Origin of the sequence: Kiloniella sp. EL199 (genome assembly GCF_900313065.1) — a bacterium.
In the GTDB taxonomy this organism is placed as follows: domain Bacteria; phylum Pseudomonadota; class Alphaproteobacteria; order Kiloniellales; family Kiloniellaceae; genus Kiloniella.
Genome location: NZ_OMPU01000008.1, coordinates 1 through 15084, shown reverse-complemented (window position 1 = coordinate 15084; position 15084 = coordinate 1). Strand labels below are relative to the sequence as shown.

Here is a 15084-nt window from a genome sequence, read left to right as displayed (position 1 = left end):
ATAGTAAAATGTCTGTAAAGATTGTTGGTCACGAACCAATGCGTGTCGCTGGTAAGAAAGTCGATACTGAAGGCCGTATTGATGTGCATTACCCCTACACAAACGAAGTGATCGGGACTGTTCCTCGCGGTACGGCTGCGCATGCAAAAGAAGCTTTTGAAATTGCGGCAAACTACGAATCAAAATTGACACGTTATGAGCGTCAGCAAATTCTATTCCGCGTGGCAGAGATTCTAAACGAGCGCAAAGAAGAAATTTCTGACATCATCACCGCTGAATCCGGTCTTTGTAAGAAAGATTCACTGTACGAAGTTGGTCGCGCCTATGATGTTTATACATTGGCTGGCCAGATGTGTATTTTGGATGATGGTGAGATTTTCTCTTGCGATATTACTCCGCAAGGTAAGTCCCGTAAGATCTTTACTGAACGTGAGCCGCTGAAAGCCATTTCTGCTATTACACCGTTCAACCACCCGCTGAACATGATCTCTCATAAAATTGCGCCTGCGATTGCGACAAACAACTGTATTGTTTGTAAGCCGACTGAGAAAACACCTCTGACAGCTCTGATCCTGGCTGACATCATCTATGAAGCTGGTCTTCCAAAAGAGATGCTGACCATTATCACTGGTCTTCCAAAAGATCTTGGGAATGAGTTCATCACCAACGAAAACATTGAGCTTGTGACCTTCACGGGTGGTGTTCCTGTAGGTAAGTATATTGCTGAAAATGCAGGTTATCGTCGGACTGTTCTTGAACTCGGCGGTAACGCGCCATTGATCGTCATGGAAGACGCTGATCTGGATAAGGCAGCGGAACTTGCTGTTGCGGGTGCAACAAAGAACTCTGGTCAGCGTTGTACAGCTGTAAAACGTATCTTGGTTGTGGAAGAAATCGCAGACGAATTTTCTAAGCTGGTTCTCGAGAAAGCACAGAAGATCAAGTACGGGGATCCAATGGATCCTGAAATTGATCTGGGTTGTGTTATCGATGCTGAATCTGCCTCTATGTTTGAACGTCGTGTAAACGACGCAGTCGAAGTTGGGGCAAAGCTTCTTTATGGTAACAACCGTGAGGGTGCGCTTTATCCACCAACTGTTGTTGACCACGTTCCTTATGACTGTGAATTGGTTCGTGAAGAGACCTTTGGTCCGGCTATTCCGATTATCCGCGTTAAGGATATTGACGATGCAATTCGGGTTTCAAACTCTACTGCATTTGGCCTGTCTTCTGGTGTTTGTACCGATAATTTCAAATACATCCAGCGCTTCATTAAAGAACTACGTACCGGTACGGTCAATGTTTGGGAAGTACCTGGTTATCGTATCGAAATGTCACCATTTGGCGGCATCAAAGATTCTGGTCTTGGTTACAAAGAAGGCGTTATCGAAGCCATGAAGAGCTATACAAACGTCAAAACCTATTCCCTGCCTTGGCTTTAAGTTGGAATTTCTTTGACACTTTGCTGAGTATTTAGCCCCGCGGTTTGAAAGTTGGTAGAAATCGTGCCCGTACTGGTTTGTTGCAGGCATTTAAAATGTCAGTAATTGGGGATCGCATACAGGTCTGGCTGATATGACTTAAGGGGAAACTTCTTGCTTCCCCTTCTTTCTTTATCGGGCTTTCTTGTCCGAGAAGGTTACAAGAAAAATTTACTTGATGGTAAAGGCTTAATCTATTTCAGCAAATTGAACTTATGCGTTGCCATAATGCTATAAATTGGGGTATTACAGGAATTGGAAGGCGGCTTGACATTTTAGGTGTTTGTGTCAGGTTAGCTAAACTTGGGCTGTAGCATTTTGCTACAGCCCATTTTTCTTTGTTATACTTATACCGCCTCATTAATTTGTTGTGCGGATTAGAATTTCTTTTTTACAATGCGTTAGGTGCGGGTAGTCGAAGGTTAAGATACTTTGTCGTAAATTATCACTGCCGCTTTGGGTGGTAACGGATAATCATGATATGCTTTTAGATAAATTGGGCTATGAGTCCCATTTATTATGAACGAATTGATAAATCTATGGATACCAGAAGGACGTGCCTTTGCCAGGGCTGACTGGCAAAGGCACGAGATTGAGGCTCAGTGGAGCCTCGCCAAATCGCGATAAAAAAGATAGAAGAGGTGAATTGGGAGAAGACACCTTGCCCCTATCTTTGGTTCGCGGTTTCTGGTACCGCCAGTGATGCTGTTCGTAAACTTCAGTGTGCAGGAACTGACATCGTCTCAAGCGGAAAATTATATTCGTATTTGTTTGACGGTGCCTGAAAGCCGATCACTTCTTAGTTTGGCGATAGATAAGATCATTGAATGCAATGTGTTGATCAACACATAGGTTTTTATCCAACGAAAAATTCTAGTGATATGGTAATTGACGGGGGCGTTCTTGTGGTTTTACATCCCAGAACCCGATGTCATTTTTGATATGTTGTGGTAAATAGTGCATATCCATAAGTGTAGTTACTTTTCTCTTGTTGTTTGATCTAAAAAGCTTTCTTAGCAAGTTACGTATAACCCATAAGCTATTTCTGCTTTTAATGGGCGTTGAAATGTAATTTGAATTACATGGATGATTCGCAACAATCATTTTGCTATTCTCCTCAACAGCGTTGTTTCTTCTGTTTCTAATGTGCGCGTTGATAGCTTGAATATCCAACTAAAATATGATTACTATACATAAGGAGATTTTATGTATTATGTTTTCAAACTTACCACCTCTTTCGTCCTTGCGGGTTTTTGAGGCAGCAGCTCGTCATAGAAGTTTTACACGTGCATCCGAAGAACTTGGGATGACACAGGCAGCTGTAAGCTACCAAATAAAAATTCTTGAAGAGAAAGTGGGGGCACCGCTTTTTTTCCGTAAGCCACGGCAAGTAAGCCTGACTGAGACGGGAAAGCGTATTGCACCAGTTATAACTGAGGCTTTTGAACTGTTACGTACTGCATTTGTTATAGCTGAAGATACAAGCCATAATCTGTTGTCAATAACAACACTTACAACTTTTGCGACCAACTTTTTAGCTGAGAGAATAGGTAGCTTTCAAATATTGCATGATGACCTTGCCGTGCGTCTTGATACATCTATGTCTATCGTAGATTTTTCTCGTGAAGATTTTGATTTAGGGATACGATCTGGTAAAGGTCAATGGCAAGGTCTAGAGGCTCATTTGCTGATACCAGCCAGTTTTTCACCAATGTTAAGCCCTGATTTGGCTAGATCAGTTGGTGGAATTAGCAAACCTGCTGATCTTTTAAAGCTACCTTTAATTGAAGCTTCTGATCCCTGGTGGAAACGCTGGTTTGATTCTGTTGGTGTGCAGTCTGAAGGCTTGCGAGGTAATAAGCGAAGTAGGATGGGGGTACAGATATTGGAAGCCAAAGCGGCGGAAGCGGGACAGGGAGTGGCAATTTTAACGCCAGCTTTCTACCGAGATTCAATAAATCGCGGTAGTTTGATTCAACCTTTTGACCATGTTTGTTGTGACGAAGGGCAAGGATATTGGCTCGTATATCCCAAGGCGCGCGGAAAAACGCCTAAGATTAAAAAATTCAGAGATTGGTTATTGAGTGAAGTCGAAGAGCACTATAGGCGTGAAGAAATTGCTATCGAGAAAATGCGTGTTTCTGGTCAGTTCGTTAATTAGAAACATGATATTTTTTTCTCAAGAACAGACTACCGAATATTAATCCTCCAAGAAACAAAACTACTTCGGCAACAACAATCGATGGACCGGATGGCGTATCCCATTCCAAAGAGCCAAAGAGACCAAAAATAACTGACAGGCTTCCAATCAGGGATGCAATAATGGCCATCTGTTCCGGTGTTTTTACAAACCGCCTTGCCGCTGCTGCAGGAATAATAAGCAAAGAAGTGATGAGCAACACGCCTACCACTTTCATAGCAATGGCGATGACTATTGCGACTGTTATCATAAACAAAGTCTGAATGACTGTGACATTTATGCCTTCGGCGCGTGCGAGCTCTTCATGAAGGGTCAGAGCAAGGAGGTCTTTCCAGATATAAGCAATGAGTGACAGCGCAACAGCCCCACCACCATAAATCCAGTAAATATCTTCATGATTTACAGCTAGAACATCCCCAAACAAATAGGAGAGTAAATCCACCCGATAACCTTGTAAAAGACCAAGAACGACAAGGCTGATCGCAAGACTGGAATGGGCCATAATGCCGAGGAGTGTATCACTGGCTATTCTTTTTTGATGTTGGAAAAGCGTAACCGTTAAGGCGATCAAGATGGCAGTTCCAATAATACCAACGGTCAGATTAAAGCCCAACAGCAACCCAAGCGCGATACCTAACAAAGCAGAGTGTGCCAGTGTGTCACCAAAATAAGCCATTCTGCGCCAGACGACAAAACATCCCAAGGGACCTGAAATCAAGGCAACACCAATACCTGCTACAAGTGCGCGCAGAAAAAAATCTTCTAGTATCATGCTTTGTCCGACGTTGTGTGGGAATGGTCATGGCCAAAATCATGAGAATGGTCATGAAGGTGATGGTAAACAGCTAATCCCGGTTTTGTCTGTCCGCCAAATAGAGCAAGATATTCCGGGCTGTCACTGACTTGTGTCGGTGCACCAGAGCAACAAACATGCCCATTGATGCAAATAACACGATCCGTTTCAGCCATAACAATATGTAAGTCATGAGAGACCATTAATATGCCAAAACCCGATTGTTCTTTGAGGCGGGATATCAGTTTGTAAAGCTCTGTCTGACCTTGAAAGTCAACACCTTGGACAGGTTCATCCAAAACTAGGAGGTCTGGTTTCCTGAGAATGGCGCGGGCAAGAAGGACGCGCTGGAATTCACCACCCGATAAGCTTTGAACTGCCTGCTTCAGGGTATGATGAGCGCCTACATCTTTAAGGGCTGCTTCTCGTTCTGAAAGTGGGCGCTTGTCAGGGATGGACAAAAAACGCTCCACAGTTATTGGCATAATTGGGTCGATGTTAAGTTTTTGAGGAACATAGCCAATGACCAGGCCGTGTTTACGCCAAACGCTACCTTCTGCAGGCTTTAAAGCTTTTAACAGCGCACGAAGTAGTGTTGATTTTCCAGCACCATTTGGACCGATCAAAGTAACAATTTCGTTTTTGTGAACTGTTAAGCTAACATCCTGGATCGCAGTTTTTCCACCAAATTTAATTGTTAGATTTTCGGCATAGATCAATGGTTCGCCACTGGGCAAAGGGGTGAGATGGTCATGCCCGCATCCACAATTCAGATCGTTTCCGTTTGCTGATATCTCAATACTAGATGGTGCGATACCGGGTGTCGCATTGTTATCGTTTTGGGTGTTCGCCATGGTTTCACGTGTACGTGGAAAGTTGTAAAACTTCAAATTAACATCAAGCTGGTGTTTGTCTGCTCTTTTACGCAGTGCAATCTGGGCAGAGGCCACGGACTTCGAGCATTCGTTGTTCTGCTTTAAAACCGAGGGTATCCGTTTTTTCCAATATGGCTTTATCAATAGCTGCATCGTGAACTTCTGCAGCACAGCCGCAATCCTTACAAATAAGAAAAAGACCCGAATGCTCTTCTGACGGGTGTGAGCAGCCAACAAAAGCATTGAGAGATTCTATTCTATGGATAAGGCCTTGTTCCAGTAAAAAATCAAGCGCTCTGTACACTGTTGGAGGGGCTGTCTTTCCACTTTCTTGTGACAGCTTTGAAAGAACATCATAGGCCCCGATCGGGTGGTGACTTTCCCAAACGAGTTCAAGTACACGCTTTCTCGCATCAGTGAGACGCGCACCACGTGAAATGCAGATTTGTTCCGCTTCGTTTAGTGCTGTAGCTACACAGTTCTTGTGGTCGTGTGTTCCGCCACAGAACGAAAGAGAGACTGTATCAAAGTTTTCCATATGCTTTTCTTATCTTGTCTTGACAAAGTTGTAAATGTTATAACATAACAAAACAAATTTATCTTCTAACTTTCTTTAGCTTGTGACTTTAATATAGCAGGCAATACCTGAGGAACATTATTCTCTATGTCGAGATTTCATAACAAGTTGCGAAATGGTGCCATTGTTGGTGCTGTTGTTGGATCTATCACTTGCGGTACTGCACTCTCAAGTTTAGCAAGTGAATCGCCCAGGGTTGCAGTTTCTATTTTACCAGTTCATTCACTGGTTCAATCTGTGATGGATGGTGTTGGCGAAGCCGAACTTTTGATGGATCAAGGGTCTTCCCCTCATGGCTATAGTTTGCGTCCTTCGCAAGTTAAAACCTTGAATAAAGCAGATCTTGTCGTTTGGGTCGGTGAGGGATTGGAAGCTTTTCTTGAAAAGCCACTCGCGGCGAGAAAAGAAAATTCGAGAACTCTGGAATTAATGGAGATTAAGGGGATCACTCTCCTGGAAAACCGTCACTCCGGGCAGTGGTCTGAAGAAACTCATGATGACCACCATGATGGTGAGCATGAGGAGCACGAAGACCATAGTGATCATGATAAAGATCACGATGCTCATGGACATGAAGAAGATCACGCACATGAACATGAACAGGAAGAACATGTTCACCATGATGATCATGAGCATGATCATGGAAAGTTCGACCCACATATTTGGCTTTCCATTGAAAATGCCAAGGCCATTGTAAATCGTGTTGGTGTAGAGCTTGCCGAAATTGATCCGGATAATGCTTCTGCTTATCAAAGCAATGTGGAGAAAACGCTAGCTGATCTTGATGTTTTGAAGCAAGATCTAAAGGGCCAAATCTCTGGGTATGAGAATACACCTTATTTGGTTTTTCATGATGCCTATCAGTATTTTGAAAATGAATTTTCTTTGGCTGCTGTTGGATCAGTGACGATTGATGCAGAGCGTAAACCGGGGGCGAAACGCATTTCTGAACTTAGAGATGTTATTCGGGATAGAAAAGCAGAATGTATTTACCAAGAACCTCAATTCAAGCCTGAGGTTGTTGAAGTTCTGGCTGAAAATCTAGAGGTCAAAATCGGAGAACTTGATCCGTTAGGTGCCAAGCTGGATGCGGGGCCTGAAGCTTATAAAACACTCCTGTCGAGCCTGGGGGAGAATTTGGTATCTTGTTTGGCTAAGAAGTAAATACATTTATTTGTTAGCTCATGACCTTAGCTACCAATGTATTTCCGATGGGAACTTGGTCGGACTTAATTGTTTAGCTCGAAAAAGGAAACCGCAATCGATGTGTGGGGTATGGTAAGGCAGGAAGCCTGAGGAAAGCAACTTGAGCTCAGCTCAGGGAGGCAGTTTTACTCAGGTGATTTGCACCCACTTTCGATTGCGGTTCCAAGCTTAACTTTTATCGCTTTGAGATCATCGTCCGTATATGGACATGGCTCTTTGACGCCCCAAACCGGACCTGGCCAGGCCGCGTCATTTTCAAAGCGTGCGATGACATGGATGTGAAGCTGTGGAACCATATTCCCAAGTGCAGCTACATTGATCTTAAAAGCATTACATTCTTTGGTAAGTACTTCAGAGACGTATCTGATCTCTTCCATTACGGCTGCAAAGAGGTCTTTTGGCAGGTCATGCAAATCACGAAGGTCATTGTAGCGCGGTACCAGGATCAGCCAGGGATATTGGCTGTCATTCATAAGCAGAACTCGACAGTATGGGAGTTCTGTTATGATTGCTGTATCGGCCTCAAGACGTTCGTGAAGTGCAAATTCCATGATGATTTAACCTTTATCCCGGAGAGGTGTCCCAGAAGAGTATTCTAGTAGGGACAATCTACATCACCCATCTCAACATAAACTGATTTCAGCTGAGTAAAGTGACTGATTGCTGCGGTGCCATTTTCACGACCAATACCAGATTGTTTATATCCGCCAAAAGGCATTTCTATTGGTGTTATGTTATAATTGTTGATCCAGCAGGTGCCAGCTTCCAGGTTTTCTATCACGCGATGTGCGCGATTGATGTCCTGTGTAAAGACACCGGCTGCTAACCCAAATTGTGTGTCGTTGGCTGCGGCGACGACTTCATCTTCATCGTCAAAGGTAATAACCGACATGACGGCACCAAAGATTTCTTCTTTTGCAATCCGCATATCTGCTTTTACATCTGTGAAAATGGCTGGTTCGACAAAACAGCCTCTCTCGAAACCTTCAACGGTGATCTGTTTTCCGCCATAAGCCAGGGTTGCCCCTTCGTTTTTTCCGGTTTCGATATAGCTGAGAACTTTTTCCATATGTTCTTTGTGAATTAGCGAGCCAACATGGGTTTCCAGATCCATAGGATCGCCAATGATCATTTTTGACGTGCGATCAATGAGCTTTTCCAAGAAAGCATCTTTGATGTCTTTGTGGACATATACCCGGGTTCCGTTGGAGCAAATTTCCCCCTGAGTATAAAAGTTTGCAAGCATGGCGGCTGATACGGCGTTGTCCAGGTTCGCGTCATCAAACACGATAAGGGGTGATTTCCCGCCGAGTTCAAGTGTTACATGCTTGAGAGTTTTTGAAGCTGATTCCATCACGCGTTTCCCGGTAGGAACCGAACCCGTCAGAGAAATTTTTTCGATGCCTTCATGTTCGGCCAACATTTGCCCAACGGGACCCAAACCGGACACAACATTGAAAACGCCATCCGGCAAACCGGCTTCGGTATAGATTTCAGCCAGTTTCAATGCGGTCAGCGGGGTAACTTCTGATGCCTTGTAAATTACGGCATTTCCGCAAGCAAGGGCAGGGGCCGATTTCCAGCATGCTATCTGGATCGGATAGTTCCAGGCACCAATTGCAGCGCAGACACCCAGTGGTTCTTTACGTGTATAGGCAAAGTTGCCATTGGCAAGTTGAATGTGCTCTCCATTAATAGAGGCAGCAAGGCCAGCAAAGTATTCAATGCATTCTGCACCTGATTCTACATCGATACAGTTGGCTTCTTGCATCGGTTTTCCTGTATCAGCGACCTCAAGAGCAGCAAGCTCGTCATTGCGTTCGCGAAGCAGGGAAACGGCTTTTAAAAGGATACGACTTCTTTCCGTGCCGCTCATTTTTGACCAGACTTTAAAGCCTGCCTTGGCGGCTTCGACAGCTTTATCAACATCTGCTGTTGAAGCAATCTGGACATCACAAATAACGTCACCGGTCGCCGGATTGATTGTTTCAAATGTTTCGCCGGATGTAGCGTTTGTATATTTACCGTTGATGTAAAGCTGTTGAGTAGGAAGCTTTGCCATTGTCTTGTTCCCTAGAATTCTAGTGTGTTGTTTTAATCTATCTGAATAACTTAAATGTGATGCTTGAAGTTATTTTTGGTGCGCCAATATTTGGCTGCTGATATAGTTTTCCATAATTGTTATTGCTTCTTTGGGCGTGACCCCACCTTCGGTCAGGGCGCAACGTATCCAGAGCCCTTCGACCATAGCGGCTAAGCCCGTTGCTGTGCTCGCAACCATCTGTTCGGGGAGTAAAGGTTTCAACGCGTGTTGAAAATTGCTTTGCATGCGCCGTTCGTTGATCTTATGCAGGCGCCCCAGTTTTTCGGATGTTGGAACCAAGGCCCAAAAAGCGAGCCAGACATCAACTACACCAGGCTTGAATTGCTCATCAGAAAAGTTTGAATTTACAACAGCAAGCAGTCGTTCAATTGGTGTGTTGGCGTGTTCCAGCTGTTTTTTTGTTTCTTCCCCCAATTTGCGCATAAGGTATTGAAGGGTAGCTGTTAACAAGCCTGATTTATCGTCAAAGTAATGGGCAACAATTCCAGAAGACAGGCCTGCTCGTTTGCTTATTTTCGAAATGCTGGCATTGGTAAAACCTTCTTCGTGGATCATCGCAATTGTTGCTTCGATCAACTGGGTTTTCCGAATCTCTTCCATTCCGACTTTTGGCAAGATCTTGTATCCTTTTTATCCAATGTTTCAGTTCTTAGGGGAGACATTGAAACAAAAAAACTTTGTACTTGTTTCCTGTTTTAGTTACGCATTTTTTTGAACTTAGTTTTTGATTTTATTTAAAAAACCAGAACATTTGTTCTTTGATTGATTACTGCGCTATATCTATCAATAATTTATTTTGATTGAACGTTCAATCAAAATAAATTATTGATAGTGGAGAGACGACGATAATTTCGATCGTACTAGGGAGTTAATCAGGCAAAATTATCCTGCTAGAATAATAATGAACTTGCAGGTATCTTGCTAAAATCAATTAGAGCCACGGGGTCCTCTTGTGGCGTAAAAAATGGAGACAAGTGAATGAACCTCAAACACTTGATTTCGGCTAGTACTCTGGCCATCGCTGCAGCTGGTTTTGCAACTGGGGCGCAAGCTGCTGACCCGGCTAGCTGTCAATCTGTTACTTTTTCTGATGTTCAATGGAGTGATATAACCGCGACGACTGCACTTACATCAGTGGTCTTAGATGGACTTGGTTACGAACCAAAAACACTTTTCCTTTCTGTTCCAGTTACATATGCAAGTCTTAAAAACGCTGACATTGATATTTTCTTGGGTAACTGGATGCCTTCAATGGAAGGTGATATCGCATCATATCGTGATGAAGGTTCAGTTGAGACCGTTCGTGTTAATCTCGAAGGGGCTAAGTACACACTTGCCGTTCCAACTTACCTCGCGGATAAAGGTTTGAAAGATTTTACCGATATTGCAAAGTTTAAAGACGAGCTAAATGGTAAAGTTTTTGGTATTGAGCCTGGTAACGATGGTAATCGTCTTATTTTAGAGATGTTCAAAGATCCAAATTTGGGGCTAGATGGTTTTGAATTGGTTGAATCTTCTGAACAGGGGATGCTCTCTGAATTAAAACGTGCAGTAAGGCGTGAGAAAGCGATCGTTTTCCTTGGCTGGGCTCCTCATCCAATGAACTCAAACTATGAGATCACTTACCTTACTGGAGCTGAAAATGTTCCAAACTCTGGCTTTGGTGACTCAAACGTTTATACGAATGTTCGGAAAGGATATGTTTCAGAATGTCCTAATGTTGGGCAGCTGCTGAATAATCTTGAGTTTTCAATTAACATGGAAGGCGAGGTCATGCAGGATCTTGCTGATGGTAAAGATGCGTCTGTTGCGGCAACAGACTGGTTAAAGGCAAACCCGGGCGTGCTTGATAAATGGCTTGACGGGGTTACCACATTCGATGGTGGTGACGGCCTAGCAGCAGTAAAAGGTCATCTTGGCCTTTAAGTGTTAAGCCAGATAAATTTTACAGAGGGCTGGCATTCTGTCGGCCCTCTTGTATGTTAGATAAAAATAAAACCAGTGATGGAAAAGAAGTTTATTAATAATAGCTTGTTAATTCTGAAAGCTGGTAACAACGAAAAAAAACACATAAGAAGCTAGTTATGGGTTCGCTAAATAGCAGAGGGATTAACAATGTCCGGCATCGAGCAGTGGTTAGTTGACCATAAAATTCCTGTAGGGAAATGGGGGGAAAGTTTTTTTGACTTTCTGATTGATAACTTTGCTGCATTTTTTGACTTAGTTTCAGATGTTCTTGGGTATTTAATTAACGGTGTAATCAATATCATGCTATTTTTACCGGCATTGATTTCAATTCTCTTGATAACTGGATTTTCATACTTTTTGCAGAGATCAGTGAAACTTTCCTGCTTTGTTTTTTTTGCTCTTTTGTTTGTTGTTAATCAGGGGTATTGGACAGAGACGGTGCAGACACTTGCGCTGGTTGTATCTTCTACATTGATTTGTATGTTAATAGGCATACCAATTGGGATTGCAGCAGCTCATAGACCATGGCTTTATGCCATTGTTCGTCCTGTACTCGATTTATTACAAACTATACCAACGTTTGTTTATTTAATACCTACTCTGATCTTGTTTGGGCTTGGTGTTGTTCCTGGCTTGATATCGACAGTTGTTTTTGCAATTGCTGCACCTGTTCGCCTTACATATTTAGGGGTTTCTTCCGTGCCGAAGCCTCTTGTGGAAGCGGCAGAGTCTTTTGGAGCAACAAAGAAACAGTTGCTGTGGAAAGTAGAAATTCCAAGCGCATTGCCAACAATTATGGCAGGGGTGACGCAGTGTATAATGTTATCGTTGTCTATGGTTGTTATTGCCGCTTTAGTTGGTGCTGATGGTTTGGGGAAACCAGTGGTACGGGCTCTTAATCAGATGAAGATTGATACTGGTATTGAAGCAGGACTTGCGATTGTTATCGTTGCGATTTTACTGGATCGTCTGTGTAAGCAGCGTAATGCGCCGGTTGATGGTGCCTAAGGTAGGGATGGATCAATAAAATGACAGCTGTAGAATTTAAAAACGTCGATATTGTTTTTGGCGATAATCAGCAAGAAGCCATCCCTATGGTTGATGCAGGCAAGACACGAGAAGAAATTCTTGAGAAAACCGGATGTGTTCTCGGTGTTGCTGGTGGCTCGATTAAAATTGAAGAAGGCGAAATTTGCGTTCTGATGGGGCTTTCCGGTTCCGGAAAGTCAACACTCCTACGCGCCGTGAACGGCCTGAATAAAGTTACACGGGGTGAGGTCCTCGTCCGCGATGGTGACAGTCTCGTTGATGTTGCTTCTTGCGATGCCAAGACGTTGCGTCACATGCGTATGGAACGCGTTTCCATGGTTTTTCAGCAGTTTGCGCTTCTGCCTTGGCGGACCGTATCAGAGAACGTTGACTTGGGGTTAGAGCTTAAAGGGATGCCAAAAGCCGAGCGTGAAGCCATTGTGGAAGAGAAGCTCAAGATGGTTAGTCTTGATCAGTGGAAAGACAAGTATGCGCATGAACTCTCCGGTGGGATGCAGCAGCGTGTGGGACTAGCGCGTGCATTTGCAACGGACGCGGACATTCTGTTGATGGACGAGCCTTTTTCTGCTCTGGATCCTCTTATCCGGGATCATCTACAGGATGAATTGCTTGAGCTACAGAGAAACTTGAAAAAGACGATTGTCTTTGTTAGTCACGATCTGGACGAAGCTCTCAAGATCGGTTCTCATATTGCGATTATGGAAGGTGGTCGTATTGTTCAATATGGTGAACCTGAAGAAATTGTGCTGAACCCTGCGAATGAATATGTCGCTGAATTTGTGGCTCATATGAACCCGTTGAATGTTTTGCGGTGCGCATCTTTGATGACATCAATTGGTGATCTTCGTAAAGATGGTGATCGTCTTATTCTGGATAAATACGATGCCTTCAAGGTGAACCTTGATAGTAAAGGGGCTGTGCAGAAAGTTACCTTTGAAGATAAAGAAGAGCTTCCTGTTGTTACCTTTGAAGGTGATCAGTCGATTGATAGCGTACCAGATTCCAGCATTGTCGTGACATCACCGGACTTCACAATGAAACGGGCTATTGAGTTACGACAAGCGACAGGCAATCCCGTTCTTCTTGCAGAAGATGGTGTATTGGTCGGCGTTGTGGGCGATGAAGAAATATACAAAGGTATTCTTCGTCAAAGCTCGATTGCTGATGCGGCTGAATAAAGGGTTTTGGTCTAATGGCGATTAAGGCGATCCTGTTCGATAAGGATGGAACCCTTCTTGATTACGAGCAAAGCTGGATGCCCCTGAACCAAAAAGCAGCTTTGATGGCAGCTGAGGGGGATGAGGGGCTCGCTGCACAACTTTTGGCTGCGACTGGATATGATGCGGAACAGGGGCGAGTTTTACCGGGATCCATGTTGGCGGCCAGCAGCAATGGTGAAATTGTAGCGAAGTGGTGTGAGTTTCTACCCAACGCGAATTATGATGTTTTAATTCAAAAAGTTGAAAAAATCTTTCAGGAAGACGGGGAAACTGCCGCTGTCGCTGTTACGGATCTTTCAGCTTTGTTTATTCGTTTGAAAGAGCGCGGTTTAAAGCTTGGTGTTGCAACAAGTGACAGTGAGCAAGGAGCGAGGCGTTCTCTGTCGCGGTTTGATTGTATTGATAAGCTCGATTTTATTGCGGGCTATGATTCTGGCCATGGCCTGAAACCGACTTCTGGTATGGTCTTGGGTTTCTGTAAGGCAATGGATGTGGCCCCGGAAAATGTTATTGTTGTTGGTGATAATTTGCATGACATGGAAATGGGGATAAATGCCGATGCTGGTTTGAGGGTTGGCGTTTTGACTGGGACAACAGAACGAGAAGAGCTCTCAACGCTTGCTGATCACGTACTGACATCGATCGAAGAGTTAGAAAGCCTCTTGTCATAATGGATACTTGGCTTTCTACTTAAAGTAAGCGTCTGGCGAGACGCGCCTTTTTATCTTTTCGCAAAGAGATCAAAAGACACGCCACACCCACATAAAGTTTATGCGCATCTGATTTTTTTAGAAAATACTCTGTTATTAACCGCAAACATCCCAATAATAAACCAAATCATACGCTGGTAAATAATCTCATGGAATTGTGAAAATCCAATTATAGTTATTAAAATTAAAAATAGGGCAGCATCTTCCCAATTAATATTTTTAGTTCCCTTACGAAAACTGTGCTTTAACAAACTGATTGGTAACACCAAAAACAGTGCCATCCCAAACAAGCCCATTTCAGCTAAAATCCATAATCCAGAGTTGTGAATAACTAAAGGAACGAGTGTCTGACTTTCTATAAATGCGCCTAAGCCCGCGCCGAATATAGGGTTTTCTATCCACATATTGAACCCACCAACAAGGCTCATCACTCGATCACTTTGAACCGTAGTAAAATTAAGTAAAGTTACATGGCTTATCAGCATATTCGAGTTTGATGAATTAAATCCATCGGAAAATATAAAAGGTAACCAAGTTAACAGTGCCCATTTGACCCCAAAGAGGAAAGCCACGTAACCAACAGTCTTTATCAAACCGTGGAAGTCGAAAAATCGTAACCACGTCGCTGCCATTATAACGGCAAATCCTACCAGAATCGCAGMCCGAGAATTCGATGCTATAATCAAAAAAATGACTATTCCCAAAAGCATATTAGGGTGCTTATGCAGGTGTGTTTTTGGAGCTACCAGTATGACAGATAAAATCAAAAGCATCTGTAGTGCAAAAGCGTTTCGATTGGTAATTAATCCATTGAATTGATGCGGATACCATTCCATTTGTCTAAGTATGCTTACTGGTAGTAAGTCAAGTGCCAAAGAGATACTGAATAGAATATATGCT

The 15084-nt window shown here is 43.4% G+C and carries 14 protein-coding genes; 7 read left to right on the top strand and 7 right to left on the bottom strand.

The window, feature by feature from the left end; translation table 11 throughout:
• Positions 1 to 8: 8 nt before the first annotated feature.
• Together phnY and D9A03_RS06535 are read left to right on the top strand one after the other, a co-directional pair.
• On the top strand, positions 9 to 1442 hold the full coding sequence (gene phnY / locus D9A03_RS06540; protein ID WP_120496418.1) for a phosphonoacetaldehyde dehydrogenase: 1434 nt from the start codon (positions 9 to 11) through the stop codon (positions 1440 to 1442).
• A 1252-nt stretch (positions 1443 to 2694) separates the two neighbouring features.
• Positions 2695 to 3642, top strand: a complete 948-nt coding sequence (locus D9A03_RS06535; RefSeq protein WP_120496417.1) for a LysR substrate-binding domain-containing protein — start codon at positions 2695 to 2697, stop codon at positions 3640 to 3642.
• On the opposite strand, the gene D9A03_RS06530 is transcribed toward D9A03_RS06535, so the two are convergent.
• From D9A03_RS06530 to D9A03_RS06520, 3 genes are all read right to left on the bottom strand, one after another.
• Positions 3635 to 4453, bottom strand: a complete 819-nt coding sequence (locus D9A03_RS06530) for a metal ABC transporter permease (protein WP_120496416.1) — start codon at positions 4451 to 4453, stop codon at positions 3635 to 3637. The two genes, D9A03_RS06535 and D9A03_RS06530, sit on opposite strands and share 8 nt — an antisense overlap.
• Positions 4450 to 5193 carry an ATP-binding cassette domain-containing protein gene (locus D9A03_RS06525; protein WP_371682947.1) on the bottom strand — a complete coding sequence of 248 codons (744 nt, stop codon included), beginning with the start codon at positions 5191 to 5193 and terminating at the stop codon, positions 4450 to 4452. Before D9A03_RS06525 ends, D9A03_RS06530 begins: the two co-directional genes overlap by 4 nt.
• Positions 5194 to 5395: 202 nt before the next feature.
• Complete coding sequence (locus tag D9A03_RS06520) at positions 5396 to 5887, bottom strand: Fur family transcriptional regulator (RefSeq protein WP_120496415.1); 492 nt, start codon at positions 5885 to 5887, stop codon at positions 5396 to 5398.
• Positions 5888 to 6013: 126 nt separating this feature from the next.
• Between D9A03_RS06520 and D9A03_RS06515 the strand changes: the two genes are divergently transcribed.
• Entirely contained in the window at positions 6014 to 7090 is a 1077-nt protein-coding gene (locus D9A03_RS06515) for a zinc ABC transporter substrate-binding protein (protein ID WP_120496414.1), read from the top strand.
• A gap of 167 nt (positions 7091 to 7257) precedes the next feature.
• Here D9A03_RS06515 and D9A03_RS06510 read toward each other — a convergent pair whose 3' ends face one another.
• From D9A03_RS06510 to betI, 3 genes are all read right to left on the bottom strand, one after another.
• The gene (locus D9A03_RS06510; protein ID WP_120496413.1) at positions 7258 to 7683 is read right to left on the bottom strand and encodes an HIT domain-containing protein; all 426 of its coding nucleotides are present in this window, start codon (positions 7681 to 7683) and stop codon (positions 7258 to 7260) included.
• A 44-nt stretch (positions 7684 to 7727) separates the two neighbouring features.
• Entirely contained in the window at positions 7728 to 9194 is a 1467-nt protein-coding gene (gene betB, locus D9A03_RS06505) for a betaine-aldehyde dehydrogenase (RefSeq protein WP_120496412.1), read from the bottom strand.
• A gap of 69 nt (positions 9195 to 9263) precedes the next feature.
• Positions 9264 to 9851, bottom strand: coding sequence for a transcriptional regulator BetI (betI, locus tag D9A03_RS06500; RefSeq protein WP_162938005.1), 588 nt, complete (start codon positions 9849 to 9851; stop codon positions 9264 to 9266).
• Between the two features lie 363 nt (positions 9852 to 10214).
• On the opposite strand from betI, the gene D9A03_RS06495 reads away from it, so the two are divergent.
• The 4 genes from D9A03_RS06495 to D9A03_RS06480 all read left to right on the top strand — a co-directional run bounded on the left by D9A03_RS06495 (position 10215) and on the right by D9A03_RS06480 (position 14145).
• On the top strand, positions 10215 to 11162 hold the full coding sequence (locus D9A03_RS06495; RefSeq protein ID WP_120496410.1) for a choline ABC transporter substrate-binding protein: 948 nt from the start codon (positions 10215 to 10217) through the stop codon (positions 11160 to 11162).
• 189 nt (positions 11163 to 11351) lie between these two features.
• The gene (gene choW / locus D9A03_RS06490) at positions 11352 to 12212 is read left to right on the top strand and encodes a choline ABC transporter permease subunit (RefSeq protein ID WP_174233635.1); all 861 of its coding nucleotides are present in this window, start codon (positions 11352 to 11354) and stop codon (positions 12210 to 12212) included.
• A gap of 20 nt (positions 12213 to 12232) precedes the next feature.
• Positions 12233 to 13432 carry a choline ABC transporter ATP-binding protein gene (choV, locus tag D9A03_RS06485; RefSeq protein ID WP_120496409.1) on the top strand — a complete coding sequence of 400 codons (1200 nt, stop codon included), beginning with the start codon at positions 12233 to 12235 and terminating at the stop codon, positions 13430 to 13432.
• A 14-nt stretch (positions 13433 to 13446) separates the two neighbouring features.
• Positions 13447 to 14145 (top strand): HAD family hydrolase, encoded by a 699-nt coding sequence (locus D9A03_RS06480; protein ID WP_120496408.1) that lies wholly within the window; start codon positions 13447 to 13449, stop codon positions 14143 to 14145.
• 98 nt (positions 14146 to 14243) lie between these two features.
• Here the strand turns inward: D9A03_RS06480 and D9A03_RS06475 are convergent.
• Positions 14244 to 15084: O-antigen ligase (locus D9A03_RS06475; protein ID WP_216825405.1), on the bottom strand; the 841-nt coding region annotated here is incomplete at its 5' end.

Coding starts and splice junctions, on each gene's coding strand:
- D9A03_RS06495 (WP_120496410.1), top strand. CDS start 10,215: ATGAACCTCAAACACTTGATTTCGGCTAGTACTCTGGCCATCGCTGCA.
- betB (WP_120496412.1), bottom strand. CDS start 9,194: ATGGCAAAGCTTCCTACTCAACAGCTTTACATCAACGGTAAATATACA.
- phnY (WP_120496418.1), top strand. CDS start 9: ATGTCTGTAAAGATTGTTGGTCACGAACCAATGCGTGTCGCTGGTAAG.
- D9A03_RS06535 (WP_120496417.1), top strand. CDS start 2,695: ATGTTTTCAAACTTACCACCTCTTTCGTCCTTGCGGGTTTTTGAGGCA.
- choW (WP_174233635.1), top strand. CDS start 11,352: ATGTCCGGCATCGAGCAGTGGTTAGTTGACCATAAAATTCCTGTAGGG.
- D9A03_RS06480 (WP_120496408.1), top strand. CDS start 13,447: ATGGCGATTAAGGCGATCCTGTTCGATAAGGATGGAACCCTTCTTGAT.
- D9A03_RS06530 (WP_120496416.1), bottom strand. CDS start 4,453: ATGATACTAGAAGATTTTTTTCTGCGCGCACTTGTAGCAGGTATTGGT.
- choV (WP_120496409.1), top strand. CDS start 12,233: ATGACAGCTGTAGAATTTAAAAACGTCGATATTGTTTTTGGCGATAAT.
- D9A03_RS06510 (WP_120496413.1), bottom strand. CDS start 7,683: ATGGAATTTGCACTTCACGAACGTCTTGAGGCCGATACAGCAATCATA.
- D9A03_RS06520 (WP_120496415.1), bottom strand. CDS start 5,887: ATGGAAAACTTTGATACAGTCTCTCTTTCGTTCTGTGGCGGAACACAC.
- D9A03_RS06515 (WP_120496414.1), top strand. CDS start 6,014: ATGTCGAGATTTCATAACAAGTTGCGAAATGGTGCCATTGTTGGTGCT.